The organism is Nonomuraea glycinis, from assembly GCF_035920485.1.
GTDB classification, from domain to species: Bacteria; Actinomycetota; Actinomycetes; order Streptosporangiales; family Streptosporangiaceae; genus Nonomuraea; species Nonomuraea glycinis.
Window position 1 is genome coordinate 1683249 of sequence record NZ_CP109166.1, and the last position, 17617, is coordinate 1700865.

Here is a 17617-nt window from a genome sequence, read left to right on the forward strand (position 1 = left end):
AGGAAGTGCGGGATGCTAAAAAAAGATTTAGATCTTTCCCGTGCCGCCTGGCGCACCAGCAGCTTCAGCGGCGCGAATGGCCAATGCGTGCAGATCGCTTTCGTTGACGGTGATCGTGTCGCCGTACGCGACAGTAAAGCCCCTCAGGGATCGGTCCTCATTTTCACAGCTGACGAGTGGAGTGCCTTCACGCAAGGGGTTAAGAGCGGCGAGTTCGACCTGTAACTCGGCTTTGGCCATCCCTGCGACTCTGGAAGTGGGCTGAGCATGGGAACCGTTGCTCAACCCAGCAAGCGGCGCCATCTGTATGAGTAGAGAAAGCTGATCGTGGAGCCTAAACTACCATGTGAAACCGGGTTCGCTCCGCTCTGGACGTGCTTAAGAGTGCGGAACCCGTCCCGGTGTCGCCGATACCGCACACTTATCAGGTTGAACCCAGGCCACGCCGACGTCCTTCCCCCTCAAGATCGAAGAGCCCCCAAGGGGGCGATGATCATGGGCGGCGAACAGCACCGTGATATATGGCTTCACAACGCTCATTTTGCAAGCTAGCCAGCCTCGTGCGATCTTTGTTGCGTGCGCCCGTATGACGAAAATGATGTCCAGCTGAATTCCGTGTTCGCTGTGGAACGCTTGGGAGCGAGGCTGGCCTTGATCCTGGAAAGCGCTGGGGGTAGCCCACCTCGAAGCCAGCCAAGGCAGGATCTGCCTAGGAACTCGGATTACGAACTGGTGCTCACCCTGCTCCTCGACAGGCTCCGCATGCTCGATGCCGTGATCATAGATGCGCAAGTCATCTCCAGGACGGCGCTGCAGGACTTCGCAGAGGACGACAGGAGGCTTCTCAAGGGCGTCAGTCTTGGGAAGCTCGCGGAAACAGCCACGCTTGCGGACGAGCTGACAAGAGGCCAGCGCGGAATCGGCAGGTCGCCAGACGGAAACCGGAGAAAGCGAATTCGCCTGACGCTCGAGGTGCCTGGTTTCGGCCCTGAGGACGGACCGCGCCTGGAGGCTTCGCTTGCCCGGTCCCGCTCGGTGCCATCACCCACCGGACCATCCAGCACCATGGAAACCCTATTCGAAGGCGCTTTGAACCGTCACAGAATCGACCTCCACCGTGGAGAGCAAGAGCAATTAAGAAATTACCTATTGCCTCCTGAGGTACGGGTTGGCCAGTGCGCCTTGTGTGGGGTGGAGCTTCCTCGGCGTCTGCTCGTGGCTGCGCACATCAAACCGCGAAGCGAATGCTCCGACGACGAACGTCGTCAACTATCCAACATCGGCATGGCAGTATGCCTACTCGGTTGTGACACTCTTTACGAACTCGGCTACATCGGCGTCTCGGACGTTGGAATGCTTCTGGTCAGCTCCGAGGCCCTCCTCCTCCCAGATCCCACGGCTGGGTTCCTCCGGATGCGGTTGCTTGGACGTCGAACCCCCTGGTGGAACCAGGCTCGCGAGAAGTACTACGCGTGGCACCGTGCCGAGGTCTTCCTCGGTTGACCGGCGACACACATGGTGGCCGCCGGAGGAGCGCTTTGGCGTGTTGGTCATCGAGATCGAGAAGCTGGGCGACTCGCCGGTAGTCTCCTTCCGATGGAACGTTGACGGAGATGGACGATAGAACGACCCCGCAGCTGATCAGAACTTCGCCCACGTCTAGCCCCGGTGACGGTATGCAAGGATCGGCAACTCGTATCCTGGAACGCTACGATCCGCATCGTGAAGCTGACATCTTGATCGATCAGGAGGCGTGTCGTGCTCGACGGTGTCACATTGACCGGTCGATACCGTCTGGACGAAAAGTTGGGCGCCGGAGCGATGGGTGAGGTCTGGAAAGGCTTCGACCTGCGCTTGAACCGTGAGATCGCAGTCAAGATCTTTCCTCACCACCTTGCCACCGATCCTCGGCGGGTAGCGCGTTTCCGGACCGAGGCCAAGCTCTGTGGCCAGCTCCAACATCCCGGCATCGTCGTCGTCCACGACGCCGACGAGGACAACGGGCGGCTGTTCTTCGTCATGGAGCTTCTCGAAGGCAAGGACCTGTCCAAGGTCATGATCGAACCTTCGAACGGTCTCCCGATCGAGCGAGTCATCACGATCGGCGCTCACCTGGCCGAGGCTCTCAGTGCTGCGCACGCCAAGAAGGTCATCCATCGCGACATCAAGCCGGCCAACATCATGCTCCTGCCCGGTGACCGACCGAAGATCTGCGACTTCGGCATCGCCAGGGTCGCCGACACTGGCAGGGCCACGGTGCAGGCCGGCACGCCGGCCTATGCAGCGCCGGAACAGACCGATGGCGCTCCGGACGAGCGCAGTGATCTCTATTCGCTGGGGTGCGTGCTCTACGAGATGGCCACCGGTGATCGGCCCTTCCATGGCAACATCTGGCAGCTCCTCCTTCAGCACGCCGAAAAAACACCGAATCCACCGCACAGAATCCGCCACGACATCCCGTCCGAGCTGGAGGAACTGATCCTCCAGCTCCTCGCCAAGAAGCCGGAAGAGCGCCCGCAGTCGGCCGCCGAGGTCACCGACCGGCTCCGGGCCATGCGCCTGTCTGCCCCCAAGCCTGCCGCCAAGAAGGTCGATCGGCTTCCGCCCGAGCATCTGCTGAGGTCCAGTGGGCCCGGGCGTAGGCAGACCAACGCGGATGACGCCATGGCCAAGGCCATCAATCAGGTGCTGGACAAGGCTCGCATCGACGCCAAAGTCACCGGTTACACCCGCACTCCCCAACTGACCCGGTTCGAGATCAGGCTCGGCCCCACGACACCGGAGGCCGCAGTCTTCGCCTTGGCCACTGAAGTCAGGACCGCTGTGCACAACAGCGAGAGCCGGCTCGTGCTCATGAAGCGGTCGACATCGCCCTTGCCAGACGTGGTGGCGATCGGAGTCGAGGTCCCCCACCGGGCTCCCGATCCGCTCAGCCTGGGTGACATCCTCCGCGAAGCCCCCAACGACGACTCGTTGCTGGCAGGCCTCGGCCGTGCCAGAGATGAGACACCTGCATTCCTGAAACTCGACGAATCACCACATTTCCTGATTGGTGGAAGTGGTGGATCGTTCGACCCGGTCCCGAGCATCGTTGCCTCCCTCGCGATGCGACACCATCCGAAGCATCTCCGTCTGGTGATCACCGGTCGAGAGAACCCTTTCGCAGACCTCCCCCACTCGGTCGATCAAGCCAAGGGCGATCCACTGACCTGGGCGTTGGCCGAGGTCGAAGGCCGCTATGCCGATCTCGCCGCACGGTCGTGCCGGACTACAGAGCAGTTCAACCGGGAGGTACGCGAAGCCCGGAAACCGCCCCCGATCGGTGCCCTGGGCGACACCGAGCTGGCCCACCCGGACGTGGTCGTGGTCATCGACGAACTGACCGACCTCGGCGACGACGAAGCGATCACCGAGCTGGCCAGAGAAGGTCGGGCGGTCGGAGTTCATGTCATCGCCCGCACGAGTGCAGACCCCGAACGCGTGCTCAGCGGCCGACTCAAGGGCTACTTCCCAGCCCGACTGGCCCTCCCCGTGGCCACGGCACAGGGCAGTCTGAGCATCCTCGACCGGAAAGGCGCCGAGTCATTACGTCTGGGGAACGGGTTGTTCCTGGCAGGCTGGCATGGGGTGCCGCACGAGGTCAGACTCGCCACGATCTCCGATGAGGAGATCGCGGCGATCGTCAGCCACTGGAGAGGTTGAGGAACGAGCTCGGCTCACCGTGCCAGGAGATGTGAAGGCGTTCGCGAGCGCGGGTACCGGCCACGAAAAGCAGGCAGCGTTCCCGCTGAAGATCGTTCCGATGCGTTGTCTCGTCCTCTTCCAAAGGTGTGACCGCATTCGCCGCTGGTAACTGATGGGCACCCACACCGATCACCGCGACGCACCGGAACTCCAGGCCCTTCATCCGATGCATGGTCGTGACCCGGACCTGGCCGTCCACACCGTCACGATCACGCGAGAGATAGCACGCGGCGGCGCCGGCGCGGGTCAAGGCCTCCGCAGCTGACTGTCCGAGCGTTTCGGAGCGGGCTGCGATTCCAATCTCTTCTGGCTGCACTCCGACATCGAGCCAACTGCGCACGATGTCGACCAGGTACGCCAGCTCAGCGTTCTTGGTCGATGCGCCGTACAGCTCGGGCTTGTCACCATGAACCTCGGAGCGACAGGCGGTCAGGCTCGCTCGCTGCCCATCGAGCCCATCGAACTTTTCGCCGGCGAGCATGGCGCAGTTCCACGCGAGAATCTCCTCGGTGGTCCGGTAGTTGATCCTCAGTCTGGTGGATCGGCCGGCGACCTGAATGCCGAGTGAGTTAAGGGAAACGCGGTTGTCGTAGATCCGCTGATGAGTGTCGCTGGCGATGAACAGAGCGTTCGGACCTTCGGGGACCGCAGCTCGGAGCACTCGCCAACGTACCGGGTGAAGGTCCTGCGCCTCGTCCACGATCACGTGGTCGTACGTTCGCGTGTCCAGCCCACTGAGTACCCGCGTCGCCTCGACGCAGATCGTCTCGAAGGTTCGGTAGTTGTGGTCGGTCAGCTCCTGCTCGAACGCGGCGATGGCCCGCCAGATCTGTGCGCGCTGCAGGGGACCGAGTCGCCGGCCGCGCCCCGTCCGACGTGCGTGCAGATAGCCGTCGGAGGAAGTGATCCCCTGTGCGAGAACCACCTGCCGCCACTCCTCGCGGAGGAATTTCTCGGTGAAGTCCAGACTGCGATGCCGGACGATCCTCCTCCAGATCTCCTTCTCCTCGTCGTCGCGGAGGAGCGCGAACTTTCCGACGTGCTCGTTCACCGTCCGCCGCGCAACTTGATCAACGGTCAACACGTCGATACGGGACAGGATCTCGTCGTCGTTCTCCAGCAGCCGCAGCGATTCGGCCAGCGAGCGGGCCAGGGTCGCGGTGAAGGTGGTCAGGAGCACTCGCCCGCCCTTCCGGGCCAGGTGGCGGGCGCGGTGGAGCGCGACCACGGTCTTGCCGGTGCCTGGACCACCGGTCACCTGTGCCGCGCCCGTGTACGACCGGAAAGCCGCCTCTCGCTGTAGCGGATGCAGGTAGACCCGCCATCTGGCGAAGGGCTTGGCGAACAACTCCATCAGCTCGTCCGGTCCTTCCACCAGCGCCACCTTGTGCGGCATCCGCTGGGCGGCGGCGACGAGGTCCTCCGGATCGATCTTCTCCCGCACGGCACTTCCGACCACGTCGTTCCAGACGTCCTCCGGCGACATACCGGCCGCCAGCCCGAAGAGCACGTCGTACTGAATCTGCGGCAGTTTGCCGTCCAACGCCTCCAGCATGGCCACGTCGGTGAGCATCCGCGCGAACCTGAGCATCTGGTGATCGATACCCAGCCGTATTAGGTCAGCATCGGAGATGTGGTCGTAGAGCGGACGTACGGACTCGTCTGGGTCACCCGTCAGCCCCTCGATCGTGTCGTCAATGATCGCGTCATCACGGATCTCCACATGGCCAACGGCCATGTTCACCGAGACGCGGCGGTGACGTACCCACTCATATGCCTCGTCGTGCGTGTCCACACGTAGCAACGTGAAGTCGTCCCCAGATTTCGGGGCAAGAACGATCCCACGGTATTTACGACCGATCCGGATACTTTTGAACCGTTCATCGCGGATGTCGTTGAGCTTCTCCAAGTGAGCTCCGGCATGCGCCGTCTGCTCGAACTTGGCGATCGTGTCGACGACCTTCTGCTGGATGGGGCGCTCCAGGCGGATGAGGTCCTGTAGGAAGTCCTGGTGGATACGCAGACGTGGCACCGCGCCCCTCCTCATGTTCGGCTTCCGGCCCGACGCATGATCGAGCCGGAAGAGCACGTTACTCAGTCACCCTTGTAGAAGAAGCCGGTCGCTGGATCTTCCGGGGTACCGATCAGCATGGCGCGGTCCAGGAAGACGTTGTTGGTCTCGCAGCTGGTCTCTGGCAGGAGAACACAGGCGTAGCAGGCGGCCAGATTGAGGCTGGCGATACCGCTGGCCTCGGACTCCATGCACGGCGGGTCTTGCGAGCACCACTCCGTACGACTCAGAGCCGCCTCCAGGGTCTCGTAGAGTTTGCGATGCTCGCCCTGGGCCACCACCCCGCCGAGGGAGCCGGCCGAGTCGCTGGTCGCGGTGTAGATGAGCAGCCCGGCCATGTCCTGGTCCACGTACAGCCGTTCGCGCAACGCCGCAGCCGGGTAGCCGCAGTCCAGACTCCATTCGTTGATCAGGATGTGCGCGAGGGTATGAAGAAGGATGTATCGCACGGTCACAGGGGATTTGATGTCACCGAGAGGCTTCGTGCTCTTGGCTCGCTCCGCATGCTCACGCAAGTCCATGGTGTGGTTGCGCCAGATCTGCTGAGCGCGCTCCACCGGCCCGTCGCGCTGCTCCCATTCCTGCACGAGCTGCTCATCGAGGGCGAGAAAGACTCCTTCACCGCTGACCTCGATCGCGGGCAGCCAGTCCACAGTGCCGCGAGCCATCGCGGCGCGACGGGTGTCGCCACCCACCGGGTCGGGCATGGTGACTCGGGTGAACGACTCCAGCGCTCGCACCTCACGTAGTCGCTTCACCAGCATGGAGCGCTTGATGCCGTAAGGCAGGGCACTCCCGTCCCCGGGGGCCCGTACGCATTCGAATGCCTCCTCGCGGTTGACACTGCCTCTGCCGTCGTAGAGCTGGTTGTACTCCTCGCGCCGAAGTTTGTTGGCCGACTCCAGCAGGAGTGTCTCGTCGGAATCGGGAAGGCCGCTCGCTTCCAGTTCTCGACGCCGGCGAATGGCCGCGAGGACTTCCTCCGCTGTGTAGCGGCCGTCATCCATGATGTCGGTCTTCTCGATTGCGTTCAGGATGACCGAGTCGGGCATATCACTGTCCAACAGGACGCCCATCAACTCGTAGTGCGGGTTAAGCCGCTGCTGGAGCGTCTCTGACCACGGCGGAATCGACAGCGCGGACCGGGTGATCGAGAACCAGGCGGCCGATGCGCCTCGCTGCAGTGTCCGGGGCACCGCGGTGCAGCCCGGTTCCTGGGCATCGCGTCCGAGCCACGGCCGGCGCCCCTTGCACTTGATGCCCAGCTCGGACATCGCGCCACCGCCGAAAGCGCCCTCCAGCGATACAGGTCGCACCCCGCACGAACATTTGATCACGACCGAACGGAGCGAGGCCGTCCGACCCGTGCTCTCCAGTGTGAGATCGTGTTTGGTCTCGCTGGTGGACTCGCTCTTCTTGTGGATCCATTCGAAGTAAGGGAAGTCGTCCAGGTGCCCGTTCTCACACGCGATCACGAATCGCGACGGGGTCAGTGCCTTGTCGCACGCACCACAGACACTCTTACCGGCGGGAGACCCGAACCTCTTGAAATCCTGGAGCTTCTTGCAGGTGCCGCACGAGTACTTTTCAGGGAAGAGCCGGACCTTGACCCCGTCCCCAGAGGGCGGCTCATCCGCCGGAGGAAGTTGGAACTTGGCGACTTGGAGCCAGTGCTGAAGCCGTGGCTCGTAGATCACATCTGATCGCCGGACGAACCAACTGTCCAGCCCACTCACGATGTACGACTGATCCTCGATAGCAATCATCGAGCCGACACCGTACGTCGTGATGGTCTGGGCTCGACGCACAGCGCCCAACGGCTTACGGGTGACTTCGGACTCGCCTTTCTGGCCGGCCTGCCGAGTACGTCCGCTACGAAGTGCCATTCTCATCGCTCCAGGTAAAGGTCGGACTCGGCATCGACATCACGCAGGCTCCACAGAGTGGGGAACGCCTTGGTCAGATCGTTATCGGTGAAGGTACGGAGAAGGGCGTCATCGGCATTTCGCTGCTCGCTTCGCTTGAACCGTGGTTTGGCCTCATAGGCGAGCCTTGAATTCTCGTCGGCCAGATTGAACCAGCGGGCGACGATATCGTTGAGGTCTTTTTCGACACCGGCCAGTTCTTCTTCGTCCACAACCCCGTCTTTTTCCAGAGTCCCCCTTGCTCGGATCAAGATGAGGTCTTTCCACTCCTCGATCCGGCTCTCGTACTTGCGGACGGCAGCCGCCGCTCCGTTGGGCCGGAGCTCGGGACGTATGAGTCGGGCCATGCCCACCAGGACGGCATGGAGCGCCCGGTCGCGGGCACGTGGCGAGAAGGGCGTGACGCTGGACGATTCGACCTGCCGATAGAGCGCCGAGTGATAGGGCACGAAGCTCTCGTAATGCGAGCGGTCCCGAGACCGGTTGGCGTTGTAGAGCATGACGACCAAGCCGGGATGCTGACGACCGACGCGGCTGCTCGACTGGATGTATTCGGCCGTGGTCTGTGGTTGACCCATGATGGCCATCAGTCCGAGCCGGTCCACGTCCACGCCTACGGAGATCATGTTCGTGGCGAGGACCGTGTCGAAGACGCTCTCGTCCGGCAGCATGCGCTCCAGATCCTTGAGCCGCTTCGGGATATCACTGGATTTCACGCGACTGGTCAGCTCGGTGGGCCGATCGGCCCGCCGCAATTCGGTGCCGTGTCGCTCCGCGAGGAGCTTGAGCCGATCCTGGACGTCGTCCGAGACCTGGAGTTCCGCGGCGGCGAGGAGCCGGAGGCTGTTGAAGTAACCCACAAGAGTCCAGTACGCGTCCCGGATGGAGTCGGGGCCGTCAATGCGGGCCGCATGGTGCAGTAGAGCCGCGTACGAGCGGACCAGTAGGGTCGCCTGGCTGGTGTTGGGTGCGAGCAACCCAACGTAGCGGCGCGACGCCTTGTCCTTGGCCGGGGTCTCCACCGCGAACCAGGAGTCACGGGCGTCCAGGCCGGCGGGCGGGAACTGCGCGACCTCCCGGTTGAACAGCCGCTTCCCTTGGTCCTTGGCCCGGCGGATGGTCGCGGTTGAGGCGATCACCTTCGGGTGCTCCGCGGCAACGTCGATCGCGGTCTCGTACAGTCCGGTGAGACTGCCGAGCGGGCCCGAGATCAGGTGGAGTTCGTCCTGGACGATCAGCTCGGGTGGAGCCGTACCGTCTTCTCGATCTCGGTTGAAGAGCGCGGCGACCTCGGGACGCCAGGCGATCTGCGCGAACTTGTCCACGGTTGCGATGATCAGTGTGGGGCGGACCGCGTAGATCACCTGATCCACCACGTGTACGGGAAGCTCATGGTGGAATTCGCAGCCTTGGTCGGCGCAGAAGATGCGCATCCTGGAACTGGCGACGTCCACCTCGTACTCGTCGGGTCCCATGGCGGTGCCGCACCAGGGGCAGAAGCGGAGCTGGACCGGGTTCTCCGTGTGGAGCTCACTGCCGTCCCGCAGCTTCTTCAGACTGGTGGCGGCGTCCTTGAGTTTGTTGGGCGTGGCCGCGGCGCCCACCCACATGCCGATGGAGATCGACTCCTCGCCGAGTTCCTTGGGCCTCTGATCCCGGATGATCTCCATCGCGCAGATCAGTGTCGCCGCGCGCTCGAACTGCTGGAGGGTGAGCAGACGAAGGGTGTATCGCATGATCGCGGTGACTCCGCCACCTGTCTCGCCCTTGCGCAGTCGACGCAGGAAGACGGTGAACGCGATGATGCCCAGGTATGCCTCGGTCTTGCCACCACCGGTGGGGAACCACAGGAGGTCAGCGACTCTCCGGTCATCGTGCTCGGGATCGACGACCCCATCCAAACAGAGCAGCAGGAAGGCGATCTGGAACGGGCGCCACTTGCCCATCTCTACATTGGGCTTGCCCTGCTTGTGTCCCTTGATCCAGCTTGTCCGAGCCCGCTGGACGGCCATGGACTCGTTGGCGTACCGGAATGCGGTCATCACCAAGGGCTCACCGCGAAGCGTCTCGATACCTGAATCCATCCGATCACAAGCCAGTTCACACTGCCGGATCTGATCCCTGGCCGTCTCGGCGAAGTCGGTGTTTCCGAGCAGCCTCGACTCTTCGGCCCTCTCCGCGATCCAGGCTCGATAGCCACTCACCAGATCCCGGAGCCCGGCCAAGATTTCTTCGTCGGACTTGCGCGCCAGGTCGATCATGCGGAGCGTGGAGTCATCGATCTCCGGGTTGGAGTCGGTGAGCAGTACTTCCTTGCTTGGGACGAATTCACTCCAGATCGCGGCGACCGCGGCCGGAGCGCCCTTGAGCAGTGCTTCGTCACGCGGCGCGGGTGGTGTCCAGTCCCAGTCGGCCGCACACCCGTGCCCGGCGGCGAAGTTCGGTGCGTATCGGTAGAGCAGCCGGTTCGTCTTGATCTCCGCTTCGTCTGCACCGACCGGGACAGGCCGCTCCACGAAGGGCGTCGTGCCATCCTCGCCGGCAACATGGATCTTCGGCTGGAAGAGGCAGTAAGCGTCCCGGATGCCGAACCTCTCGACTTCGTTCTCATTGAGCAGCGCGACCGTGATGGAAACCGCGCCGTTCTTCGGTCGCCGCACCCGCACGCGCAATTCGACGCCTGGTGCGAGGCGTTCCTTGTGCTGATCGGCAGTCCGCACATCCACCGTGAACGGCGCGAGCTCCAGCTTCCGTCGCCGCCACCGCAGTTCCTGCTCTTCGGTGGCACGGCGCTCGGCACGCTGGGCCTTTACCGGCCGGCCGGTGCTGTCGATGGGTTCATAGACGGCGGCCGTCACCATCACCGTGATGGTCGAAGAGATCTTCGGATCAACCCCGAAAGTCAGACCCATGGACGAGGGTGCCTGGTCGTTCGCCAAGGAGACACCGGTGTCGGGTGGGTCGTCCTTGACACGCGTCTCCGAGCCGAGGTCGATGTCACGTTCCTGGACCTCCTCGATCACCTCGGCACCGTCGCGACGCCGGGGAAAGAGAACACCGGCGGCATACGTCGTGACCGGGGAGTCCGTGAGGATCTCGTCCGCCCCACCCACCGGGCCGATCATGTCGAGGCGGAGACGCTCAACGAGATCGCCGCGGAATGCGTAGTGCTCACTGTGCTTCGACATCGAGTTCCTTCTTGTCCCAGGTGAAGGTGGACAGGCCGGTCAGACGCGGTGCGAGCCAAACGCCGTGTTGATTGAGCCCGGCGCGGATACCGGCGGCTTCGTTGCCGGCCACGGTCTCCACAGTGTCGATACGGACCCCAGAGATCGCAGCTGGGAAGGTGTGAGGGACATAGCTTCCGCCCAGTTTGAGGAACCTGTAGAGATCGGCCCGGAACATCTCGGACGCCGTGCCGATCAACCGCCCCCGGTGTTTGATGAGATATGGCGGGCTCTCCAGTAGTCCGATCGGGTCCGGATAGAGACGTTCCAGCTCGACAGCGTCGCCAGGCTGTACGGTCGTCGCCAGGTAATGCTGCAGATCCGCGGGATCGGCATCGAAGTCGACCGTACCGGCGGGATATTCGGCGAGAACGTCCTCCCCCTGCAGTTCCAAACCGTCGCGCCTCCAGTGCTGGTAGAAGTAGCGCGCCCACCGATTCGTGCCATCGTTGGTCCGGATGTTGTGCATGTCCATGGGAGAGAGCCGATAGAGCTCATCCCGGGGCCTTGTCATGGCCACGTAGAGAAGCCGAACCTCCTCAGCCATGTCCCTTTCGATGGTCTTGCCCTTTTTAGTGACGATTGTCTGCAACAGCCCGGGATCCACGACGAGTACTCGGTCGAACTCCAGTCCCTTGGCACGGTGGAATGAGGAGACCACCAAGCGTGTGGGCGGCTGGGCGGTCAGCTCATCCGGCAATCGTCCGGCAGCCAGCGCCGAGCGGAGCTGGGCCAGGTCCAAAAGGCGGTCCGAGCCACGGCTCGAATTGGTCCGCTGCAGAAGCCGCCACAGAAGATCGACCGCAATGCCTTCCGGCAGCGGCAGGTCATTGGCCCACTCGTCGAACTTTTCCCGGTTGACCGACGAAGCATCACAGCGGGCTAAGAGGAGGGCGAGCCACGTCGGAACAGCACGATCACGTGCCCGACGCTGGAGTCGATGCGGGACACCGATCGCGTGCAACCGCTCGGCGACCACCAGCGCCTGGCCATTGGTCCGACAGAGGATCGCGGTGGTGCCGTCGTAACGGGTGAGAGCGTCGGCCGCGAGTTCATCGAACGCACCGAAGTTCATCACACCGGTCAGGACGCTGCGGAGCTGGTTGAAGTGTGCTTCGCCGTCCTCGTTGCCGGACTCCGAGAGCGCCCGGAGCCGCGGCCCGAATTCGAGCGCGACCTTGGCATCGTCGGTTCTGGCCCGGAAGTTCCGGCTGAGACTCAACTCGGTCAGTTCTTCTCCGAAGGTGACACGGAGCCATTCGAAGAATCGGTTGGTCTCTGCCTTGCGCTCCGCGTGGTTCTTGACCGTAAAGCCGTAGATCGACTGAGCCGCGTCACCCACCACCGTGAATCCGCAGTCGAACCGGTCGAGCAGGGCCTCCACCAGCTCCCGCCGCGCTCCGACCAGGTCCTGGACCTCATCGATCACCACATGACGAAGATCGTGCTCGTACAGTTCGTCGGCGAGGCCCTCGTCCAGTGCCTTCTGCGCGCCCTCGATGCGGGCGTCGAAGGACCTGCCGGCCCAGTCCCCCTGAGCGTCGACGCGCGCGAGCAGGTTGAACGCCCATGAGTCGAAGGTCTGGACCTGCACATGCCGGGCGGCTTCGCCGTACTGAGAAAGGCGGTTCCTGAGCTCGCGGACGGCGGCACGGGAGAAGGTGAGCACCAAGATCTCCCCGGCGCTCAGGTCTTCTTCGGCTACCAGCCGGTCGAGCCGACGGACGAGGGTGTGGGTCTTGCCCGCACCCGCCTGGGCGGTCACCAGGATCAGAGCATCAGCGGGCTGCTCGACGACAGCCCGCTGCTCGGCCGTGAGCGCAGGAGTGCCGCTGTAGGCGTCGCTCACTTGCTGCTCCAGAGGTACTCGAACTGAGTGAATGCCAGCTGGCGGTCGTAGTTGATGATGTTGTCGGCCACGTCGAGGATCAGACAGGTCTCCTTACCGCCGTTCTTCAGGCCCCGGAGACCACGGCCGATCATCTGCTGGTAGACGTTCGGGCTGTAGGTGGGTCGGGTCACGATGACCACCTCGGTGGCCGGAGCGTCGAAGCCTTGGGCGAGTACGCCGTAGTTGGTGAGCACTCGGATCTGCTTGCGCCGGAACTTTTCGATCAGCGTGCGCCGTTCGGAGTCCGGGGTGCCGGAGTCGATCGCCGCGGACTTGATGCCTCGGTCGTTGAGCTGGGCGGCGATGAGCTTGGCGTGGTTGACGGAAGTAGCGAAGAGCAGGACCGGGCTGGTCTCGGGCAACGCCTCGATCTCTCGGATGAGCATCTGGTTGCGCTCGATGTCACGCCCCAGTTTCTCCTCCACGGACGAGGGCAGTCTCGCGCCCTCGAAAGCGGTCGCCTGCCTGAGGTCCTCCTCGGTGAGGGTGAGTGTCATGCCCTCAAGCTGCCGATGATCCACCTGCGCCAGCACGCCCAGTTCCTGGAGCTCCGCGTAGGGGTCTCCGCTCTCGAAGATGCCGTCATCAAGGCGGTTCTGCCCGAAGCGGTCGGCCAGGCGCTTCGTCTCGGTCTCGTTGAAACCGCGGTACGGGGTGGCTGTCAGGCCGAGGAGGGGTCGAGAGGTTTCCCTGAAGGTCAAGCCCATGGACGTGAGGATGCGGGTATACCGCGGCGTGATGGACGTGTGCGCCTCGTCAACGATCACGAGGGCGGGGTCGCGGAGCCAGGCGTATTCGGGCGAGTCCAGGCATGCCTCGAGTTTGGCGTCCGTGGCGACGACCAGCTGAGCCGTGTCCTTGCTGGATGCGGCTTCGCGCCCGGACCAGAGCCGATTGATGATGAGTTGCTCATCGGGCCCCACCTTGGACCAGACGAAAGACCAGCTCTGGACCGCCTGCTCACAGAGTTCCTCGCTCTGGGCGATCCAGAGCACCGGGCGGCCACCCAGCCCGCGTTCCTTGATCACACGAATGACGGCTTCGGCGGCCACCCGGGTCTTGCCGGCGCCGGTGGGCAGACACAGCATGGCGCGTGGCGCGTCGTACTTGGTCAGCAGCTCGACCGCCTTCCGCGCCAACCTCTCCTGATAGTCGTGGAGACGCGGGAAGAGGGTGGGCCCGGACACCTTCTCCAATGGCGGCAGGGTTTCGCCCTTGGTCCCCGCATAATCGCCGGGGAATCCGAGGTCGTTGACGATGCGCATTGACGTGGCGTCGCCGCGGAAGCTCCCAGAGTGCTGGGGGAACTTGATCTCGATGTCCTTTCGGTAGATCCGCAGAACCTCCGTCCCATAGGCGTTGTGCGCCAGCTCGGCGGTGCGCCGCTCGCCGTGAATCGTTCCCTTCGCGGCCTGGTCGCTCTCCAGCAGCCCCTCCGGCAGACCCTTCATCAGAGCTTCCGCGCCCACGAGCTGCAGCAGCTTCTCGGCGAGACTCTCGGTCTGGCGAATCTGCTGGATGCGCTCGTTGTTGCGTTCCTGTTCACGTCGATCGAGAACGCTCTTGCAGTTCGCCGGGCCGAGAGAGAGCTTCAGAACTCGGTCCACCGCGTTGAGCACCTGCAGATCATCAGCCGGCTTCCTGACGAGGACCTTGTGTTCCTCCTGCAGCACGGCCGCCGGGATCGAGTGAGTCCGCATACCATTAGGAGTTCGGATGATCTCCTCAAGTTCGTTACACCGAACAGTGGACCACCCCTCCACTTGTGACCGGCGAATGGTCTTCAGATACGGGAACTCCTCCAGGAGAAGGATGGCCTCCGACTGGCCGGCCGCCCTGATCTCTTTCTGGATCGCGTCCGAGGGCGCGAGCATGTTCCACGCGTCCCGCATCGTCTCCGCGAGCGACTCGGTCGGGACCAGCAGGGCAGGCACCCTCTCACGTATGAGGGCGTCGTACTCGGAACGGACGGCGGTCACCGCGATGTCCTTGTCCTCGACGTCGCTCCGCCACTCGTCGCCGACCCGACACCGCGTCATGGCACCCTCGGGGAAGTCCGCGGCGACCTCGAACATCAGCGCGTAGACCTGGCCGGGGAAAGTGTCGCTGGTCGACGAGGATGTCTCCTCGACCAGTTCCTCCCACACTGAAGTCCGCAGCTCATCCAGTGTCTGCGGCAGGGCCAACATCGCGGCAACGCTGGGGGACACCTCAGCAACCGGAAGAACGTCCTTATGGGCGCTCAGCTCTGGACCGACGCACCGCGCGACCGCTCGGAGTCCCCGTGAGGTCTGCAGATGGCCATACTTGCGCGCGAGCCATCGAATAGGTGATGCGATCGACTTGCGACTCGCCACGCCCTTGTTGCCAGCCTGCATGGTCCAGTTCCCCACTGCCCCGCCCAACGGGATGGCCTTGAGGAAGGCCGCACGCCCCTCGGGTGAGAGTGACGTGAAAAGATGCAGCGGGCCCGCGGGATGGGTCCCTTCGAAATGCATCTTGGCCAGAGTTGGCCGAGGCTCGCTGGCCGGAAGCTTGGCCACATACTGCTTCCAGCAAGCCTCCTTGTATGCCTCGAACCAGTCCTCCTCGTCGGGGTCAACCTTGGCGATGGGGCCCGTGAGGAGGCCGAGGTCCGGGAGGAACGCTCGGTCCTCCCGGTGGAAGTTCATGTCTACCGCGATCTGCTTGTCGCGGGAACCGTCGTCTGGAACCACATGGCCGGGGAGCAAAGAGTCCCTAATTCGTCGGAAGTCACCCATGAGGGTTCTGACCTTGAGTTCCTTCGCGGTGTTGATGCTGCGGCCGTCGAAAGCGGCCCGAACTCCACCGGGTCCTGCCAGCCGGGCCAGTTCCCAGAACGCGACCCAGTCACGGTCGCTATAGGCGTGGAAACCGCGCTCCACCACGGATGCGAATCGACCAGCATGATCGGCCTCGTGAATACCGAGTGAGTCCAGCGCCCGAGCGATGACCCCGTCCCCCGCGTAAACGCGTTCGTCCACGTAGAGCGTGTTGTCGGCGAGGCCATCGGCGGCAGATCGACGAAAGACCTGGGTGGAGGGGGCGACCATGCCGAGGTTCTCGGTAAGGACCATCCTGGCCCGCAGAGCATCCTCCGCTTGCGGGTGCATCTGTAGCTTCATGTCCGCGGCGATGAGCACCGCCCGGGCCGACGCCTCCGGAGAGCCATCGGAAACGAGTGCCTCCAGCCACTCCTTGACCGTGGCGACAGGAGTCGTGGTGTGAGCCAGGATCCGATTGGCGCTGTCACGGCGGTGCCTGTTTTTAACCGCCTCTACGGAGTGGTGCATCCAATTCGCCGGCCGTCCGACGTGTTCACCCCACCACTGAAGCCATTCCGGTCGCAGGTTATCCGGGTGCAGGCGCACGTCGGCCGGAGTGCCGAACCTTCCGTTCTGATTCGGGAAAACGGGCCTGTTGGCGGCGATCTCCCAAATTTTTGCCACAAGCGCCTTGGCCGCCCACTGCGGTTCCTCAGCACCGCGGGCCGGGACGAAGTCCAGGTACGCCCCAGGGTCGTCAGGGCGGGCCAGCAACGGGAAGGCTGAGACCACCAGGTCAGCCACCTCGGCGATCAGTTCTTCGTTGAACTGATTGCCCGCGTACAGGTTCTGCCGGTCCTCGCTTGTCTTCCACGGAGCGTTGACGATGCCTCGGAGCGTCGTCCCGTAGTTCGTCGGGAAGTAGGCCCAGAACTGGCCACGCTCGCGTGTTCGGCGCCCTTCCACTTCGGCGACCGCCCACGCGATGTCAATCTCGGGGCGGTCGTGAAGCTCCCCAGCCTCCTCCAAAGCCTTCGACGAGGGACGGTGTACGCGTGTGAAGACCCGCCATTCCTCGGTCTCCTCATGCTCTTCCGTGCCCCCGATGGACAGAACCTCTTGAAGGGTCCGGCGATCGCCATTGACCTGCTGGAAAATTTGCCGCCTGGAAACCTGTCCGGACAGCCGCTTCTCTAGGGTGACCGTTCCAACGTGCGGGGAGAACAGGGAAAACTCCGCTGGAAACTTATCGATGTCCTTGACCAACCGCGGCACGGAGGCGGGCTTCAACGGCAGCCGCACGACCGTCGTCGCCCAGGAGAGCAGTTCCTTGAGGATCGGATCAGTGGCAGCAGCCCTATCTCGGTCGAGTGGACGGGCGATGCGTAGCACGGGCGTCTCGGTGGCTGCGGGCTGGGCACGCTGAATCTCCAGCTCAGCCCACTCCCTGTCAAATCCGAAGCTCCCGTCATCCTCGCTGCTGAAGAATTCGGGGACGTCGGTGACGCTCAGGACGGACTTCACACCTACCCCGAATCGACCGATCTGGCCGCCTCGCTTGCGCGAAACTCCCATACGCAGGATGGTGTCGGCACCCGCAGGTGTCATCGCCGTTCCCTGGTTCGCGCAGTACAAGTGAGTTCCCGTGAGGACCACGGCGATTTCACCGCCAGGCTCATTCCTCAGCTCGTCAGCACCGTTCTGGACGAGCTCAAAGATCTGACGATCGCCGTAGCCGCCTTCCTTGATACGGCGCTCGCCATTAGCGTGTTCCTGGACCAGGCCAGGGTCGATTTTGTAGGTCTCAAGCACGCGCGCGGTCTGCTGGAGGATGACTTCGAGAACGGAGGGGTCTTCGCTGCTCACAGCAATGGTCTCCCAACGATGGAGTGCCAATTGACGGGGGGTGGAGCACGGACATGAAACCAATTCGGCATGCCGAATAAGCTGTCGGCGGCACACTGAAGCAACCC

The 17617-nt window shown here is 63.4% G+C and carries 8 protein-coding genes; 3 read left to right on the plus strand and 5 right to left on the minus strand.

The window, feature by feature from the left end; translation table 11 throughout:
• The first annotated feature begins 12 nt into the window (after positions 1-12).
• The 3 genes from OHA68_RS07790 (at position 13) to OHA68_RS07800 (ending at position 3702) form a co-directional block, all read left to right on the plus strand.
• Complete coding sequence (locus OHA68_RS07790; protein WP_327107000.1) at positions 13-225, plus strand: DUF397 domain-containing protein; 213 nt, start codon at positions 13-15, stop codon at positions 223-225.
• 351 nt (positions 226-576) lie between these two features.
• Complete coding sequence (locus tag OHA68_RS07795; protein WP_327107001.1) at positions 577-1503, plus strand: HNH endonuclease signature motif containing protein; 927 nt, start codon at positions 577-579, stop codon at positions 1501-1503.
• A gap of 255 nt (positions 1504-1758) precedes the next feature.
• Positions 1759-3702 (plus strand): DNA translocase FtsK, encoded by a 1944-nt coding sequence (locus OHA68_RS07800; protein WP_327107002.1) that lies wholly within the window; start codon positions 1759-1761, stop codon positions 3700-3702.
• Here the strand turns inward: OHA68_RS07800 and OHA68_RS07805 are convergent.
• The 5 genes from OHA68_RS07805 to OHA68_RS07825 all read right to left on the minus strand — a co-directional run bounded on the left by OHA68_RS07805 (position 3683) and on the right by OHA68_RS07825 (position 17510).
• Positions 3683-5776, minus strand: a complete 2094-nt coding sequence (locus OHA68_RS07805) for a UvrD-helicase domain-containing protein (RefSeq protein ID WP_327107003.1) — start codon at positions 5774-5776, stop codon at positions 3683-3685. The genes OHA68_RS07800 and OHA68_RS07805 overlap by 20 nt on opposite strands.
• Positions 5777-5838: 62 nt before the next feature.
• Positions 5839-7701 carry a DUF1998 domain-containing protein gene (locus tag OHA68_RS07810; protein ID WP_327107004.1) on the minus strand — a complete coding sequence of 621 codons (1863 nt, stop codon included), beginning with the start codon at positions 7699-7701 and terminating at the stop codon, positions 5839-5841.
• A gap of 2 nt (positions 7702-7703) precedes the next feature.
• On the minus strand, positions 7704-10928 hold the full coding sequence (locus tag OHA68_RS07815; RefSeq protein ID WP_327107005.1) for a helicase-related protein: 3225 nt from the start codon (positions 10926-10928) through the stop codon (positions 7704-7706).
• Positions 10912-12816, minus strand: a complete 1905-nt coding sequence (locus OHA68_RS07820; RefSeq protein ID WP_327107006.1) for an ATP-dependent helicase — start codon at positions 12814-12816, stop codon at positions 10912-10914. Before OHA68_RS07820 ends, OHA68_RS07815 begins: the two co-directional genes overlap by 17 nt.
• On the minus strand, positions 12813-17510 hold the full coding sequence (locus OHA68_RS07825) for a DEAD/DEAH box helicase (protein WP_327107007.1): 4698 nt from the start codon (positions 17508-17510) through the stop codon (positions 12813-12815). The genes OHA68_RS07820 and OHA68_RS07825 overlap by 4 nt, the downstream gene beginning before the upstream one ends.
• Positions 17511-17617 lie beyond the last annotated feature (107 nt).

What these genes read in the sequence shown, in the direction of transcription:
- OHA68_RS07810 (WP_327107004.1), bottom strand. Translation starts at nt 7,701, where the DNA reads ATGGCACTTCGTAGCGGACGTACTCGGCAGGCCGGCCAGAAAGGCGAG.
- OHA68_RS07815 (WP_327107005.1), bottom strand. Translation starts at nt 10,928, where the DNA reads ATGTCGAAGCACAGTGAGCACTACGCATTCCGCGGCGATCTCGTTGAG.
- OHA68_RS07790 (WP_327107000.1), top strand. Translation starts at nt 13, where the DNA reads ATGCTAAAAAAAGATTTAGATCTTTCCCGTGCCGCCTGGCGCACCAGC.